Raw genomic sequence first — 16,680 nt, 5'->3', positions numbered from 1 at the left:
GTAGTTAAGGTTTATATTTAATGGAAAAAAATAATAATACTACGAATAATTATGAGCAAGAAATAGATGTTTTAGCGCTCTTTAAAGTGGTTTTTAGAGCTAAGTGGCGTATTCTAACATTCGTAGTTTTAGCTACGTTACTTGCAGGGATGGTTACTTTTAAATTAACCCCCCAGTATATTGCAACTGCAACACTTTTAATTGAAGCCGAGCAAGCAAAAGCAGTTAGCTTTGAAGAAATCTATGGATTAAACTCAAATCAAAAAGAGTATTACTTAACACAATTCGAAGTAATCAAATCTGATAGTAAAGCTAGAGAAGTAATAACAAAACTTAATTTATCGGAACATCCAGACTTTATATCTAAACCTTCGCTTATTGGTGAGTTAAAATCATACCTTAAAGGGGTAATTCCTTTTTTGCCTACTCAGGATTCTGATGACTTGTTAAGCCTTGAAGAGCAACAAGAACAACGAATGTTAGAGTTGCTTGATAAATTTAAATCACGTCTTTCAGTTAACCCTATAAATAAAACTCAATTGGTTAATATTAGTTTTGAATCAAGTGATAGGAGACTGGCTGCACTTGTAGCAAATACGATCGGTGAAGTTTATATTGAGAGCCAAATAAAAGCTAAACTTGGTATAACACAACAAGCTTCATCCTGGTTGAATACACGCTTATCACAATTACGTATTCAATTAGATAACTCTGAGGCAAAATTACAGCAATTTAGAGAGCAGCAAGGCTTAGTTGATATTGAGGGGATTGCTGGGCTTGTAACACAAGAAATTGAGCAAATATCTTCGCAATTAGTGGCTGTACGAGCAGAAAAAAATAAACTACAAAGCATCAGTAGGGTTATTTCTGAATACGGCGATCTCGATGTGGAGTTATTAGGGAATATGCCTGAGATAACATCACACAAAGTTATTCAAGACGTAAAGCGAGAAGTTATATTAGTTGAACGTAAAGTAAGTGATTTATCAGAAGTATACGGGGAAAAGCATCCAAAAATGATCTCGGCTAAGGCGGAGTTGGCTGCTGTTAAATTAAATCTTAATAAACAAATTAAAGGCCTGGTCTCAGGTATTCAAAAAGAACTTAACCGTGTTTCACGTACAGTACTTGCGCTTGAAAGAGATTTAAATGAAATACGAAATAAATATCAGGATATTACTAGTAAAGAAACGACATATAATCAGTTAAAACGTGATGTTGAAACAAATCGTAAAATTTTTGACACCTTCTTATCTCGCTCAAAAGAAACAGAAGTAACTAGTGATTTTACTGCTGCAACAGCTCGTTTTACCGATCGAGCATATGCTCCAAAGTTACCAGCTAAACCCAACAAAAAATTGATAATAATTTTGGCATTTATTGTGAGTCTAGTTTTTGCTGTAGGCATGTGTCTTATTTTTGATGTACTTAATGATACTGTTAAATCAAAGTTTGATGTTGAAAGTAAGACATCACAGAGAATGTTAGGGATCATCCCGTTTGTTAAATTATCTCGTAAGGAAAAACTCCCGATACATGCATATTTGGACGATAATTTTAAAAAGTTTTCCGAAGCTGTAAGAACATTTAGAACAAGTTTGCTAATAACCCAAACAGAGAGAGACCTAAAAGTTATTACTGTAACTTCAAGTTCACCTTCAGAAGGGAAGACGACAACTTCTATTAATTTAGCTATGTCTCTCGCTCAGGTGGGCTCTGTTTTATTGATAGATGCTGATTTACGCAAACCAAGTATTGGTAAGCGCTTTGATATTCCAGCATTCCAACCAGGTTTGAGTAATCTAATTGTAGGTACTAAAACTATTACGGAATGTATCGTAAAGGATGAGTTATCAAAGCTTAGTATTCTATCTAGTGGGCAAGTTCCTTCGAACCCTTTAGAATTACTATCGAGTGATGATTTTATTCAAACATTAGATGAACTAAAGACACGATTTGATCACATTATAATTGACACACCTCCGACACAAGCGGTGAGTGACTCCCTTGTAATTGCAAAATACTCTGACTCAGTTGTATATGTTGTTAAAGCTGACTCAACTAGAGTTAAAGCGATTAATGCTGGCGTGGAGCGTCTGTTCGAATCTAAGGCACATATCGCTGGAATTGTCCTAAACCAATTTGATATGAGAAAAGCGACAGAAGATCAAGAATATGGGTATTACGACTACCATGATTATACAGACACTCAAAATGCATAATTAAGTTGCTAATGTGAATACACACTATTACAAAAAAACGTTTCATGTATTACTTTTAGCTACTGTTGTTATATATGTCTCTATAGTGAGCTTCAATAGTATTCGGGCGAATGCTTGGTATTTTAGCGCGGTGAATGAAATTAAAGCGGTTAATACTGCAATTGATAAAAGTAAGGCTGAAAAAAAACTTAGTAGTGCAAAAATAGCACTTGAAAAGTCTGTTCTATTAGAGCCTACTCATCCTCATTATTTACACATGCTATCTTATGTTGATTTACAACTTCTAAACTTTTCTTCAAGCAACAAAAATATTTCTACTCTTAACATCATTGAAAAAAATCTAATTCGGTCTTTAGAATATCGAGAAACTTGGCCTGCAACATGGGTTTTATTAGCCCACGTGAAAAGCCACCAACAAGGAGCTAGCCAAACTGTTTATGAGGCTTTATTACAAGCAAAATATAATGGTCCATATATTTTAGATGTACATGTTGGTGCTATAACAATTGCAATGCAAAATTGGGATTTTTTAACACCTGAATTTAGACAGTTATATGTCAATGAGTTAGCTTTAGCTATGAGGCATGGTTATAAGGCTTTGCAGCTTTTTGAGTATGCAAAAAGATATGATAAGCAAAAGTTATTATGCTTATCATTGATGTTTTCTGACAATTACAAACAAATTCGAAGTACTTATAAATTTAAAAGTTATTGTAAAGAATATCTCTAAACACTCGAACCGCGAATAATTAAACGCGGTGGTAAAAGTGTATTCTTTACATCTTCACCACGAATGAGTTTGAGCAGGTTATCGACCAACATTTGCCCGGCGAGGGTGGTGTCTTGCTGAACAGTGGTAAGTGGTGGGTTTACAAAGCTAGCAACCGCAATGTTATCAAAGCCAACAACGTGTACATCATCAGGGACCTTTATTTTTGCTTCTTTCAAGGCGCGAATAGCACCAATAGCAATAAGGTCACTGGCGGCAAACAATGAGTTAAAACGAATGTTATTTGCTATGAGGGAACGAGTCGCGTGATAGCCAGATTCTTCAGTAGAAATCGCATTCGCCATTTTACGTTCGTTTAAAGCCACGCCTTTGGCTAAGAATGCATCTTTAAAACCTTGGTAGCGAGCAAAAAACTCAGGGCTATGATCAGAAGCATCACCAATAAATGCACAATCAGTTCTACCTGTTGCGAGTAAATGTTCTGCTGCTAATTTACCACCGCCGTAGTTATCGCAGCTGACCGTTAAATCAGGGCGGTTGTCTACGCTGGCACCCCAACAGACAAACTTAGTATGTTGGTCAATTAAGGTTTTAAATTTAGGTTGATAATCGAGGTAATCACCATAACCAAGCAGTATTAAGCCATCTGCACGGTGGCTGTCTTCGTAATCGGCTTGCCAATCGGAGCTGCTCGACTGAAACGATACCAGTAAGTCGTAGCCTTCTTTTGCACAAGCTCTTGTAATACTGCCCAGCATCGCCAAAAAGAAAGGGTTTATTTGTGATTCATCCGAAGTGGGATCTTCAAATAATAACAGGGCGAGGGTACTACTTTGTTGAGTTCTTAAGTTACTGGCATTTTTATCAACTTTATAGTTGAGCTGTTTTGCTACCTCATGAACACGTCGACGCGTTTCTTCGTTGACCAAAGGGCTATTTCGCAGCGCGCGAGACACGGTTGACTGCGACACACCCGCATAATGTGCAATGTCAAAAGATGTCGCCTTACCTTTCATATGGTTACCAAATAACAGAAGTAGTAATTGCCATTTTCGGCTATTTAATATTTTTTTCAAGCTATTTGTGACAAGTGGCGTGTGTGTGGCTGTTCTGTACACAGCTAGGCATTTTTTATGCGTATATAAATGCTTTTTCGATACTTAATACGCAGGTTTTATCAATAAATACGTATGCATGCACAAATAATGAAAATTTTTATTGATCCTAATCTGACACCGGTGTCATAATATCACTGTTTTATCATTTTGTTGTCAAAACGTATTTGGCTGCCCATTCATTTGGGCAGCATTTTTTTAATACAAAAGATAGCTTCTTTGAGGCAATGACCCAAAGTTTAGCAGACACAGTGGCTTTGCCATTGAAAACTAGAACAATAAGCGGCAACTAGCTTAGACAAATAGAGAAAACATCATGAACACACAGACAACCACAGAATTCGCTCCTATTCTTGTTGCCGATATCGGCGGCACTAACGCTCGTTTCGCTTTAATCACTGACTTTAATGCACAAACTAACCAGTTTGTTATCGAGCACAATTTAACTTTTCCTAGTGCAGATTTTGGCTCTTTAGAAAGTGCGATTGACCAGTACTTCAGCCAAATTTCGTTTCCTAAGCCAAACCGCGCATGTTTAGCAGTAGCTGGACCGATTAAAGCAGGCCAAGTTCACTTAACAAACCTTGGCTGGCACTTTAACGTTGCAGATTTAAAAGCAGAGTTTTCATTTGAACAACTTGAAGTAATCAACGATTTTGCAGCATTTGCTCATGCGGCGCCTTATTTAGATGATTCGCAAAATATGGCTGTTAAAGCAGGCCAGGCTGATGAAAATGCGAATATCGCAGTTATGGGGCCAGGTACAGGTTTTGGTGCAGCGTGTTTAGTTCGCACATCACAAGGCAGCGCTGTTCTTAGCTGTGAAGCTGGGCATATTACCCTTGCGGCAGTGACAGAGTTAGACCGCCAGTTAATCACTGAGCTTAAAAAGCAGTTAAATCATGTATCTGTTGAGACCGTGTTCTCGGGTCCAGGTATCGCGCATTTATACCGTGCTATGGCAGCAGTAAAAGGTGTTGAAGCAAAGAATCTAGATGCTGCACAAATCAGTGAGCTTGCAACCACTGGTCAGTGTGAAGTCTGTGATGCAACACTTAATCAATTTTGTGATTGGATTGGCAGCGTAGCAGGGGACTTAGCCCTGACATTTGGCGCATTAGGTGGCGTATTTATTGGCGGTGGTATTTTACCTCGTATGCAACAACGTCTATTATCTAGTCGATTTGTTGAGCGTTTTGCAGACAAAGGCATTATGTCGCAATATACTTCACAGATCCCCGTTACGCTTGTAACACAAGACAACATTCCATTCATTGGTGCTGCTGCGTGTATACATGTTAAAAGTAACGCGTAATTAGCAGTTGGATGTAGAGCGGATGAAGAAAGTAACCATCAACAGTGTCGCCAGCTATGCCGGTGTATCGAAAAAAACAGTATCTCGCGTGCTTAACAATGAGCCTAACGTGAGTGATGCAACGCGCGAAAAAGTACTCAAAGTATTTAAAGAGCTTGATTACACACCAAACCCAATCGCTCGTGGTTTGGCACAAAACCGTAGTTTTATTATTGGTTGCTTGTACGACAATCCGAGTAAAAGCTATATTACCCGTGTGCAAACTGGTGCTTTAGCGGCATGTCATGAGCTTAACTACAATTTATTGATCCACCCATGTGAATTACGCGGCGAAGAATTAATTAGTAACATTGAGCAATTAATTCAAACCTCACGTTTAGACGGCATTGTACTAACCCCACCATTTTCTGATTTTCCTGAACTTGTAAGCTTTTTAAAGTCGAAAAAGATCCCGTATGCTCGCGTCGCATCTGCGGTACTTGAAGACGACTCTATTTCGGTAAGAAGTAACGACGAGCAGGGGGCTTTTGAAATAACAGAGCATCTTATTAAGCTGGGCCATAAAGAAATCGCCTTCATCAAAGGTCACCCTGATCACAGTGCGACAGAGCAGCGTTTTAAAGGTTATCGAAGAGCGCTTGCGTCAAATGGTATCGAGTTTGATGAACGCTTAGTTGAAGAAGGTAACTTCAGTTATCACTCTGGTGTTGATAGTGCCCGTACAATCTTAGATTTGAACCCTCGCCCAACAGCGGTATTTGCTTCAAATGATTACATGGCAGCGGCGGTACTAAAGCTTGCTACGCAAATGCAGTTAAGAGTGCCAGATGATATTTCTATTGCTGGGTTTGATAACGCACCAATTGCACGTCATATCTGGCCAGGCTTAACAACTATCGCACAACCGGTTGAAGAAATGACTCAGCAAGCAGTTAAGCAATTGATCACTCATATTGGTGAGCCACAAGAGTCGCCTTATCAAGTAACCCTTGAAGCTAAACTCATTACTCGTGAGTCGACAGCAGCAATTAAATAAATTTCATCTTGTTTTTTCACAGTAGCCCGAGAATGAGTGACGCGTTCTCGGGCTTTTTTATTTAGGACTTAAACATTTCATAAAAACGCTATAAGTTTCTGTTTTTAAATAAAACAAACCTCAAAGCTTGTCTTGTCTATAGGCCTTTGATAGTGGTACTTCACATGAATTCTACTCATATTCTACTAAAATTAAATTGTTCATTATTTGGTCATTTAAAAAAATTAAACTAAATTTAACAGATAAGGTTGACACCGGTGTCACAGTCATGAGTTAATACAGTGACACCGGTGTCAGGTTGGTTGTGAGAGACAGCCTGTCAGCGTACCTTTGAACGGGTAAATCAAAGTTGCTCAGTACAATTATTTTCGTGGAGTCTGTAATTGTTACTGAGCCTTTATCCTCTAACTATAGAGATGAGTCGAATTTATATGTTGCATCCTCGTATCCAAGAAGTCACCGAACGCGTTATCGAACGCAGTAAAGAGACCCGCCAAGCTTATTTAGAGCGAATCGCGCACGCAAAAAAACAAACAAGAGTTCGTGCAGGTTTAGGCTGTGGTAATATTGCACACGTTATGGCTGCTTGTAGCAGCGATGACAAAGCTCGTTTAAAATCAGACGAGCAACCAAATCTAGCTATCATCAACGCTTATAACGACATGCTTTCTGCGCATGTACCTTACAAAGACTATCCAGAAATCATCAAAAGCCTTGCCACTAAGTTTGATGCTACAGCACAGGTTGCTGGTGGCGTACCTGCTATGTGTGATGGTGTTACACAAGGCCGTGATGGTATGGAGCTTTCACTGTTCTCGCGTGATGTGATTGCAATGTCAACTGCGGTTTCTTTATCGCATGACGTGTTCGACGGTGTTTTCTGTTTAGGTGTATGTGACAAGATTGTCCCTGGACTTTTAATTGGTGCCTTATCATTTGGTCATTTACCAACTTATTTCTTACCAGCAGGTCCAATGCAGTCGGGTATCCCGAATAAAGAAAAAGCCCGTGTACGTCAAAAATTTGCACAGGGCTTAGTAAGCCGTGAAGAGCTTTTAGAAGCAGAAAGCGCATCGTATCACAGTGCAGGTACCTGTACTTTCTACGGTACGGCAAACTCGAATCAAATGTTAATGGAAATCATGGGTCTACATTTACCAGGTAGCTCTTTCATTAACCCTTACACAGAACTACGTGATGGTTTAACAGGTCATGCTGTAGAAACCATGTTAAAGCAGTTAATCGAAACAAAAAACGCTAACTGCCTTGCAGACGTAGTAAGTGAAAAAACAATTATTAATGGTTTAGTTGGCTTGTTATCAACAGGCGGCTCAACGAACCACGCAATCCACTTAGTAGCAATTGCGAAAGCTGCGGGTGTAATCCTTACTTGGAAAGACATGGCTGACTTATCAGAAGTTGTGCCACTTCTTACACGTATCTACCCGAACGGCTCAGCAGATGTGAACCACTTCCAAGCAGCAGGCGGTATGGGCTTCTTAATGAAGCAACTGCTAAGCAAAGGTTACTTACATAACGACGTGAAAACGATTGTGGGTGAGGGCTTAGAAGCATACACCACAGAGCCAATGCTAGATAAAGATTCATCAGTGATCATGACTAACAGCACTGGCCCAAGCAAAGTTAAATGGGTAGCGTGTCCTGAAAAATCACACGATGAAGAAGTGTTACGTCCAATTGATAATCCGTTTAGCAAGCAGGGTGGTTTACAGCTTCTTACAGGTAACCTTGGTAAAGCTGTTATTAAAGTATCGGCAGTGGCTGAGTCACACCAAGTTGTTTCTGCGCCAGCTAAAGTATTTAGCTCACAAGGTGAGTTACAAGAAGCGTATAGCCGCGGTGAATTAAACACAGACTTTATTGCTGTACTTAAAGAGCAAGGTCCAAAAGCCAAAGGCATGCCTGAGCTTCATAAATTAACGCCAGTAATGGCAACACTACAAGACCAAGGCTACAAAGTGGCGATTGTGACTGACGGCCGTATGTCGGGTGCATCAGGTAAAGTTCCTGCTGCAATCCACTTAGCACCAGAAGCGGTTGAAGGTGGTGTAATCGCAAAAATTCACGAAGGTGATTTAGTGACCCTTGATGCACCAGCGGGTGTATTGAAAGTACACGTAAGCGATGAAGAATTAGCAAAACGTGAATTACAACTTAGCCAACCAAGCCAAACATATGGTACAGGCCGAGAGTTATTCGCAGGTTTCAGAAATATAGTAAGTAGTGCAGACCTTGGCGCAAGTGCCTTTGGTTTAGAATAATAATACGCCGTTACTGGGCTATGAGGAACAAACAATGAGCATTGAGAAAATTTTATCATCGGCACCTGTGGTACCGGTTGTTGTTATCGAAAAACTTGAAGATGCAGCACCCCTTGCACGTGCGCTTTATAACGGTGGCTTAAAAGCACTAGAAATTACTTTACGTACGCCGATTGCGGCAGAAGCTGTAAAGCTAATGAAAGAAGCCGTACCAGAAGCATACGTTGGCACAGGTACCGTGGTTGATAAAGCAACATTTAATGCATCTGTTGAAGCCGGTGCTGACTTCATGGTTAGCCCAGGTGTAAACGACGAATTATTAGCACTGGCTAAAGACACGGATATTCCATTTTTACCAGGTGCAGCAACACCAAGTGAAGTAATGAAATTAGCAAGCCATGGCTTTAAGTTCTTAAAGTTCTTTCCTGCAGAAGCAGCAGGTGGCACAGCAATGCTGAAATCAATTGGTGGCCCTTTACCACAAGTAACTTTTTGCCCTACAGGCGGAATTAGCCTTGAAACAGCACCTAATTACCTGGCACTTAAAAACGTAATCTGTGTAGGTGGTACTTGGATGCTAGATAAACAACTTATTGAAAACAAAGACTGGCAAGCCATTGAAGCGCTTGCTCGCCAAGCAAGTGAAGTAAAATAATTAACGGGAGATATTAGAATGATTAATGTTGCAATTAATGGCTATGGACGTATTGGTCGTAACGTATTACGTGCCCTTTATGAGTCAGCTCAAAACAACGAAATCAAAATCGTTGCAATCAACGATTTAGCACCAGCAAATGTTAACGCGCATTTAACTCAATTTGACTCAGTACACGGTCAATTTTCTCAAAAAGTAACACTTGCTGAAAACACCATGCTAATTGGTAATGATGAAATTACCCTTACACAAGAGCGTGATCCAGCAAACCTTCCTTGGAAAGCTCTAAACGTAGATATCGTTTTAGAATGTACTGGTTTATTCACTTCACGTGACGCAGCGGCTAAACACATTGAAGCGGGTGCTAAAAAAGTAATCGTTTCTGCACCAGGCACGGACATGGATGCAACAGTTGTTCATGGTGTTAACAGCGAAGTATTAAACGCTGACAGCAACATCATTTCAAATGCATCTTGTACAACAAACTGTTTAGCGCCAATTGCAAAAGCAATCAACGATACAGTAGGTATCGAGCAAGGTAGCATGACAACAATTCATGCTTACACAAACGATCAAAACTTATCTGACGTTTATCACCCAGACTTATACCGTGCACGTAGCGCAACTCAGTCAATGATCCCAACGAAAACAGGTGCAGCTAAAGCAGTTGGTTTAGTACTTCCTGAACTTGCGGGTAAACTTGACGGCATGGCAGTACGTGTACCAACAATCAACGTTTCTTTAGTAGACTTAACGTTCGTTGCTAAGCGTGAAACAACTGCAGCAGAAATCAACGAAGTAGTTAAAGCTGCATCAGAAGGTGCAATGCAAGGTATTCTTGAATACAACGAACTACCACTTGTTTCTATCGACTTTAACCACAACCCTGCGTCTTCAATCTTCGATTCTACCCAAACTAAAGTAGATGGTAAGCTTGTTAAAGTGATGGCTTGGTACGATAACGAGTGGGGTTTCTCAAACCGCATGTTAGACCAAGTTAAAGCGCTAGGTCAGTTCTTATAATAGAACAGTAAAAGTTTAAGCTTTATCCAACAAAGCCACGTTTATCGTGGCTTTTTTGGTTTTTGCTGGATAAAAGCATTTATTCACAGTATCTTGTCTTTAAACATTTTTAGGGACAGATGATGAATAAATTTTTAATACCTTTATGTCTCTTGTTAGTGTCTTGCTCATCAACACAAGATAAAAACCTACCCGATTTTAATATTCCCAAAGATGTGATAACAAAAGCAAAAGACGACTTCAGACGATCTGATGATAAAATTTTATTTATGATGATAGTTAATCAAGCGGGTGATGTTGTCAAAGTCAGTGTATTAGATAATAAGCTGCAAAATAAGCAATTCTTAAATATGTTTAAAAAGAATATGTATAACCTTAAATATCCAAAAGCTCAGCAAGGGGACCCTGAATTTAGAGAATTCATTTTACCCTTTGGTGTAAAAACTGAAGTAGAATTCTATGGTTAATCCCAGTTTATGAGGAAAATAATGAAAAAAATCTTATTAACTACTTCATTCTTTGTAATGTCGTTACTGCCTAGTTATGTTTCAGCATCAGAAGAAGCACAGCAACTTGCAGTGTGTTTAACTGATTCACTAAATGGCAAAGAACGAAAGAACCTAGCTAAGTGGATTTATCTAGGTATGTCTACGCACAGTATTATTAAACCTTTCTCGAATGTGACAGAGCAAGATATAGATGACACTAATCGCTATGTTGGTGCATTAGTTACCCGTTTATTAACCGAAGACTGTCCAAAGCAAGTAAAGGCGGCGATAGAAGTCGGCGGTCAGGGAGCAATGGAAAACGCATTCGGTATTGTCGGTGAAGTTGCAATGCAAGAGTTAATGGCTGAGCCAAGTGTGGGTAATGCTTTAGGTGCATTTGATAAATACCTAGATCAAGATAAGTTTGATAAAGCATTTCAGTAAAATTAAAAAGCTTAACATCATATAAGCCTAAATTGTTTCATAAGGATATGGATGTTCAATAAAATCAAACAGCTCTTATCTTAGTTAATAATTTGTCCTGTACACATGATAGTGATGGCTTAGCGTATATTTGTTCCTAAATTCTTCTATGTTATGCTGCAAAAAATTGATAAATGGATTTTCATATCATGACACGTCTTTATCATCGGCTATTTAGGGCTGAGCAGTTTCAAGTAGGTGAAGGCAATATCAGCGGCTATATTGCTTGCTTCTTAGCGGTTTTATCCTGTTTAGGGGTGTTAGCCTTTCATTTTCCAGAGTACTTAACGACCCCAGAGCTCAGGCAAAACTACAGTGTCGAGTTTTTACGCCAGCTGATGTTTGTGGCATTGATTATTTCAGGCAGTTTAGGGTTGTTGAATTTTGTTCGTAATACTAATAAGCGGCTCGGTGCAACGGCTTGGGTTTTGATCTTACTTGCTATTGCATTTGGTGGGCCAAATGTTGAAGTGGGCGACTTTAAAGATAATACGCCGTACTTGGGGCTGGATTGGTTCATTCTTGATTTACTTGGCTCCACACTGATTTTTATTCTAATTGAAAAGCTACTGCCGCACCGTAGAGAACAAAATATTCTCCGCTCTGAGTGGCAGGGTGATTTAAATCATTTCTTTGTTAATCACTTAATTATTGGTTTTGTGTTGCTTGCAACCAATCAGTTTGTGCATCACGCATTTGGCTGGGCTGTGTCTGATACAGTGCAAGGCTTTATTATTCAACTGCCATTTTTACTGCAGCTATTTTTGATCATTTTAGTGGCTGATTTAATGCAGTACTTTGTGCATAGGGCTTATCACGAAGTGCCATTGCTTTGGCGTTTTCATGCCGTGCATCATAGTGCAAAAGAAATGGATTGGCTTGCAGGCTCTCGTCAGCATATTTTAGAAATACTCGTGACGCGCAGCTTAGTACTCACGCCTATTTTTGTGCTCGGCTTCCCATCGGATGTTATTAGCCTCTATGTCATTATTGTTGGCTTTCAGGCCGTGTTTAACCACGCAAATGTTCGGGTGAAATTTGGATGGTTAAAGTACGTACTGGTTACGCCTCAGTTTCATCATTGGCATCATTCCTCTGATAAAGCGGCCATTGACCGTAACTATGCTGCGCATTTTTCTTTTTTAGATTATCTTTTTGGCACTGCTGTGAAAGGTCAAGCAGAGTGGCCCGATAAATATGGTGTGGTTGGCGATTACATGCCCGAAGGTATGTTCAAGCAGCAGGTGTTCCCGTTTAAAAAGCAAAAATAAAGCCTCACAGAGGCTTTATTTATAATTAACTACACTCATAATCGCGAAACTAGCTCAGAAAAGCGAGGGCGTTTGTCTGAGTTGAATGCTAAGCACTCTTGAGCTATGTCAGTAAGCATCTTAGTAATGTCGTTTTCTTCACTCACTACGGTCAGTAGATCATCAATGAAATAACCAAGGGCACGCACTTCAATGCCTTCTAATAGCTGCTGTTGATTAGGCGTCAGCATTGATAAGTCTGTTGCCGCACCAAAGTCACCAAATAATAACTCGCCATGTGAATTGATCATGCTGTTATGGGCATAAATGTCACCATGGCTTACTTGTTTTTGATGCAAATGGGCGAGGGTACTTGCCATTTGCTTGACAATTTTTAGTACCATTTCTGGCGAATACTGGCTGTTGTCTTCGAATGTATCTCGGGTACAAGTTGCAAGAGAGGGTGGCAAACCAAGATTACTAAACTCTTTATTGATAAGCTCCATCACTAAACCAAGTTGTGACTCTTCATCGACATAGCCCAATGCTTTAATGAGATTTGGATGCTTACTGGCTTGTAAACAACAATTTAGCTCATCAAGTGGATAGCCATCACTGGTGATCTCGCCTTTAAATAGCTTGAGGGCAACAGGACGTTGATGCCAATTGGCCAAATGAATGACCCCAGACGCACCTTGGCCAATCTGCTTTTTAACTTCGAATTCATCCAGTGCGATTTTGCTAAACTGCTCACAGTGTAAGCTAGTTGAGCGATTTAAATCGTTACCAGAGAAGGCAAGCCAAGCAAGTTTCGGTAAAGCTAAAAGCCAATCTTCAACTTTTGTAAGCTTATTGGCACTTAAACGTATTAGCTCAAGCTCTTTACAATTAGCCATTGAAGCTGGCAAATGAATTAACTGATTACCTGCCAGTGCGAGCTTTTTAAGCTTGCTGTACTCACCAAATGTATCAGGCAAAGCGGGAATTTGATTATCAGTTAAGATCAGCCATTCAATCTTCGTTGGTAAACAGTGCGCTTTAAGCTCAGTAATTTGATTACCTTTAAATGCCACCATGATTAAGTTTGGGCATTGTCTTAGCACGTCTGGAATATGTTTAAACTGATTAAATGATAAAAACAGCCGTTTGAGATTTTTTAATTTGTAAAAATCGTCAGGTAAATCACTTAGCTGATTATTAGATAAATCGAGGATTTCTAACGTATCGGCTAGGGTATAAATTTCTTTTGGCAATTCGGTTAGTTCTGCAACAAGCTGAAGCCGTGTAAAACCTTGTAGAGAACCGGCTTTTAACTCTTCGAGGGTATTCAATGTTGATTCCTTTGGGCTAAAAGGTAAAAGGCCAACTTGGTTGGCCTTTTTAATTAAAACTGTGCGTTGTGGTAAACGTTTTGTACGTCGTCACAGTCTTCTAGCATGGCTAAAAAGCGTTCCATGACTTCAACGTCTTCACCTTCAATGGGTGCTTCTACTTGCGGCACAAAAGCAATTAGATCTTCGTGGAAATCAGTAATTCCCATTTCTTCAAGTGCTGTACGGGTATTGTTGTACTCAGTATGTGGAGCGAATACAGTCACTTTACCGTCTTCAACTTCTACATCCGTTACATCAACATCAGCCATCATTAGTGCTTCTAAAACAGCCTCGTCATCATCACCATCAAATACAAAAATAGCGAGGTGGTCAAATAAGTGTGATACTGAGTTTTGCGCACCAATTTTTGCATTCGCTTTTGTAAAACAAACACGTACGTCAGCAAAGGTACGTTTGTTGTTGTCGGTTAAACAGTCAACAATGATCATACAGTTGCCCGGGCCGTAACCTTCGTAGCGAGTTGCTACGTAATCTTCGCCGCCACCGCCTTTGGCTTTATCGATTGCACGCTCGATTACATGCGTAGGTACTTGGTCTTTCTTAGCACGCTCAATTAAGCGACGAAGCGCTAAGTTGCCATCGGGATCAACACCACCATTCTTAGCGCAGATATAAATTTCTTTTCCGTACTTTGAATAAACTTTGGTTTTTGCACCCGCAGTTTTTGCCATTGAGTCTTTTTTGTTTTGATAAGCTCTGCCCATCTGCGTGTTGCCTTTTTGTTATAGATAAAAATAAAGCGGTTATTCTAATCATTTAAACTACTAGTTAACAGTGTTTATTCTTCGCTTTGCTGTAACTGCCACATTCGTGCGTATTCACCATTCGCTGCAAGCAGTTGTTGGTGTTGACCATGCTCAACAATCTGTCCTTGTTTCATAACAATTATTTTGTCTGCGTCAGTTATTGTTGATAAACGATGAGCAATAACCAAGCTGGTATGTCTTTGTGCAACTTCACGCATCGCACTTAAAATAGCTTGTTCTGAATGCGAATCTAGCGCCGATGTTGCCTCATCAAATAATAAAATCGGTGAACCTTTTAAAATGGCTCTGGCAATTGCAATGCGTTGTTTTTCACCGCCTGATACTTTTAAACCGCGTTCACCAACAAGGGTTTTATCGCCTTTATCTAAGCTGGCAATAAATCCATCTAAATGGGCAAGGCTTATGGCTTGATCAATTTCATCTTCGCTTGCCGTTGGATTTCCGTAGGCGATGTTTTCGCGAATGCTGGTATTAAATAGAACGGTATCTTGCGGTACGATGGCAATAGCTTGGCGCAAGCTCTCAAGTGTTACTGTGTTGATTGCTTGCTCATCAATATAAATTTTACCCGCATCAACATCATAAAAGCGGTAGAGCAGGCGGCTTAGAGTGCTTTTACCTGCGCCACTGGCACCCACAATGGCCACTTTGCTGCCAGATGTAACCTCAAAGCTTAAGTTATTTAAAATTGGCCGTTGTTTGTCGTAACTAAAAGAGACATTTTCAAATCGGATAGCTGCTTTGGTTGCTTTTAATGGTTTTGCATCTTTGTCATCGCTAATGGCGGCTTTGCGATTTAACAGTCCTAGCATGTTTTCAAGGTCAGTCAGCGCACGGCGTATCTCACGATAAACAAAGCCTAAAAAGTTAAGCGGTAAAAATAGCTGGATCATGTAGGCATTAATCATCACAAGCTCACCTATTGTCAGCTCTTTATTGACCACTGAACTGGCACCTAGCCACATTAGCGCTGTAATAGCTGCGGCAATAATAAGTGCTTGCCCTGAATTAAGGGCTAGTAACGATAAACGATTTTTTAGCCTTGCTTGCTCCCACTTAGCTAAAAAGCCGTCGTAGGTGCTCGCTTCATAGTGTTCATTGTTGAAATACTTAACGGTTTCGTAATTTAGTAAGCTGTCGATTGCACGGGTGTTTGAGTTGTTATCGGCAGCATTTGCTTCACGAATAAATCGGTTACGCCACTGAGTTACAATCACAGTAAAAGCAATGTAACTAGCAACCGCAATTAATGTGACCAGTGCAAACCAAGGTGAAAACAAGGTTGCAAAAATAATGGCTACTGTGATTATTTCAAATAGGGTTGGCACAATATTAAACATCAAAAAGCGCATTAAAAAGCTGAGGCCACTTGTGCCACGCTCTATATCGCGACTGATACCGCCTGTTTGCCTATCAAGGTGAAAAGCAAGTTCTAAACTATGCAAATGTTTAAAAACTTTTAAGCCAATATGGCGCATTGCGTGCTCTGTAACGCGGCCAAATAACGCATCGCGTACTTCACCAAAAAATACACTAGCAAAGCGCAGCAAACCATAAGCGATGAGCAAGGCAATAGGAACGCTTAATAGCGGGTTGATACTCGCATCAACCGCGTCAATTATTTCTTTTAGTGCCCAAGGCATCAGTAATGTGGCGCCTTTTGCAGCAATAAGCGCTAAGACGGCTAATATGACTCGGCCTTTAAAGCTCATTAAATAGGGCCAGAGTGTTTTGATGCTTTGTGATAGGTTCATTGCATCAGGCGATCTCGTCACCTGTTCTTTGCGGCTCATTCCACGCATGAGGGTCTCTTAAAATCAATTTGATAAAAATAGGCAAAAGCTTTCGTGTTTTAGGCAAGTGTAATTTGTTAATTTACATCTATACTGAATGCATTATACACCAGCGCATTAGCAAATT

14 protein-coding genes are annotated in these 16,680 nt (G+C 39.9%); 10 read left to right on the top strand and 4 right to left on the bottom strand.

Annotation, left to right across the window (positions count from 1 at the left end; all coding sequences use genetic code 11):
• The first annotated feature begins 20 nt into the window (after positions 1-20).
• Both AUR67_RS09960 and AUR67_RS09955 read left to right on the top strand, forming a co-directional pair.
• Positions 21-2,222: a GumC family protein gene (locus AUR67_RS09960; RefSeq protein ID WP_058585159.1), complete on the top strand. Its 2,202-nt coding sequence runs from the start codon at positions 21-23 to the stop codon at positions 2,220-2,222.
• Between the two features lie 13 nt (positions 2,223-2,235).
• On the top strand, positions 2,236-2,952 hold the full coding sequence (locus AUR67_RS09955) for a VpsP family polysaccharide biosynthesis protein (RefSeq protein ID WP_152996516.1): 717 nt from the start codon (positions 2,236-2,238) through the stop codon (positions 2,950-2,952).
• Here the strand turns inward: AUR67_RS09955 and AUR67_RS09950 are convergent.
• Positions 2,949-3,968: a LacI family DNA-binding transcriptional regulator gene (locus tag AUR67_RS09950; protein ID WP_058585157.1), complete on the bottom strand. Its 1,020-nt coding sequence runs from the start codon at positions 3,966-3,968 to the stop codon at positions 2,949-2,951. The genes AUR67_RS09955 and AUR67_RS09950 overlap by 4 nt on opposite strands.
• 415 nt (positions 3,969-4,383) lie before the next feature.
• On the opposite strand from AUR67_RS09950, the gene glk reads away from it, so the two are divergent.
• The 8 genes from glk (at position 4,384) to AUR67_RS09910 (ending at position 12,620) form a co-directional block, all read left to right on the top strand.
• Positions 4,384-5,382: a glucokinase gene (glk, locus tag AUR67_RS09945; protein WP_058585156.1), complete on the top strand. Its 999-nt coding sequence runs from the start codon at positions 4,384-4,386 to the stop codon at positions 5,380-5,382.
• 22 nt (positions 5,383-5,404) lie between these two features.
• Positions 5,405-6,418, top strand: a complete 1,014-nt coding sequence (locus tag AUR67_RS09940; protein WP_058585155.1) for a LacI family DNA-binding transcriptional regulator — start codon at positions 5,405-5,407, stop codon at positions 6,416-6,418.
• A gap of 431 nt (positions 6,419-6,849) precedes the next feature.
• A complete protein-coding gene (edd, locus tag AUR67_RS09935) occupies positions 6,850-8,700 on the top strand; it encodes a phosphogluconate dehydratase (RefSeq protein ID WP_058585154.1) in 1,851 nt (616 codons plus the stop codon).
• 34 nt (positions 8,701-8,734) lie between these two features.
• A complete protein-coding gene (locus tag AUR67_RS09930; protein ID WP_054551439.1) occupies positions 8,735-9,355 on the top strand; it encodes a bifunctional 4-hydroxy-2-oxoglutarate aldolase/2-dehydro-3-deoxy-phosphogluconate aldolase in 621 nt (206 codons plus the stop codon).
• A gap of 18 nt (positions 9,356-9,373) precedes the next feature.
• A complete protein-coding gene (gap, locus tag AUR67_RS09925; RefSeq protein WP_054551438.1) occupies positions 9,374-10,378 on the top strand; it encodes a type I glyceraldehyde-3-phosphate dehydrogenase in 1,005 nt (334 codons plus the stop codon).
• 122 nt (positions 10,379-10,500) lie between these two features.
• Positions 10,501-10,845 (top strand): hypothetical protein, encoded by a 345-nt coding sequence (locus tag AUR67_RS09920; protein ID WP_058585153.1) that lies wholly within the window; start codon positions 10,501-10,503, stop codon positions 10,843-10,845.
• Between the two features lie 21 nt (positions 10,846-10,866).
• Positions 10,867-11,310 carry a hypothetical protein gene (locus AUR67_RS09915; protein WP_082665615.1) on the top strand — a complete coding sequence of 148 codons (444 nt, stop codon included), beginning with the start codon at positions 10,867-10,869 and terminating at the stop codon, positions 11,308-11,310.
• 173 nt (positions 11,311-11,483) lie between these two features.
• Complete coding sequence (locus tag AUR67_RS09910) at positions 11,484-12,620, top strand: sterol desaturase family protein (protein ID WP_082665614.1); 1,137 nt, start codon at positions 11,484-11,486, stop codon at positions 12,618-12,620.
• 35 nt (positions 12,621-12,655) lie between these two features.
• On the opposite strand, the gene AUR67_RS09905 is transcribed toward AUR67_RS09910, so the two are convergent.
• From AUR67_RS09905 to AUR67_RS09895, 3 genes are all read right to left on the bottom strand, one after another.
• On the bottom strand, positions 12,656-13,930 hold the full coding sequence (locus tag AUR67_RS09905) for a protein kinase (RefSeq protein ID WP_058585150.1): 1,275 nt from the start codon (positions 13,928-13,930) through the stop codon (positions 12,656-12,658).
• Positions 13,931-13,983: 53 nt separating this feature from the next.
• On the bottom strand, positions 13,984-14,697 hold the full coding sequence (locus tag AUR67_RS09900) for a YebC/PmpR family DNA-binding transcriptional regulator (RefSeq protein ID WP_054561631.1): 714 nt from the start codon (positions 14,695-14,697) through the stop codon (positions 13,984-13,986).
• A 74-nt stretch (positions 14,698-14,771) separates the two neighbouring features.
• On the bottom strand, positions 14,772-16,514 hold the full coding sequence (locus tag AUR67_RS09895; RefSeq protein ID WP_058585296.1) for an ABCB family ABC transporter ATP-binding protein/permease: 1,743 nt from the start codon (positions 16,512-16,514) through the stop codon (positions 14,772-14,774).
• Between the last annotated feature and the right edge of the window lie 166 nt (positions 16,515-16,680).

This window comes from Pseudoalteromonas sp. XI10, assembly GCF_001469895.1.
Lineage (GTDB): Bacteria > Pseudomonadota > Gammaproteobacteria > Enterobacterales > Alteromonadaceae > Pseudoalteromonas.
The sequence above is the reverse complement of the archived record's forward strand: the minus strand, read 5'-3'. Positions and strand labels throughout refer to the sequence as shown.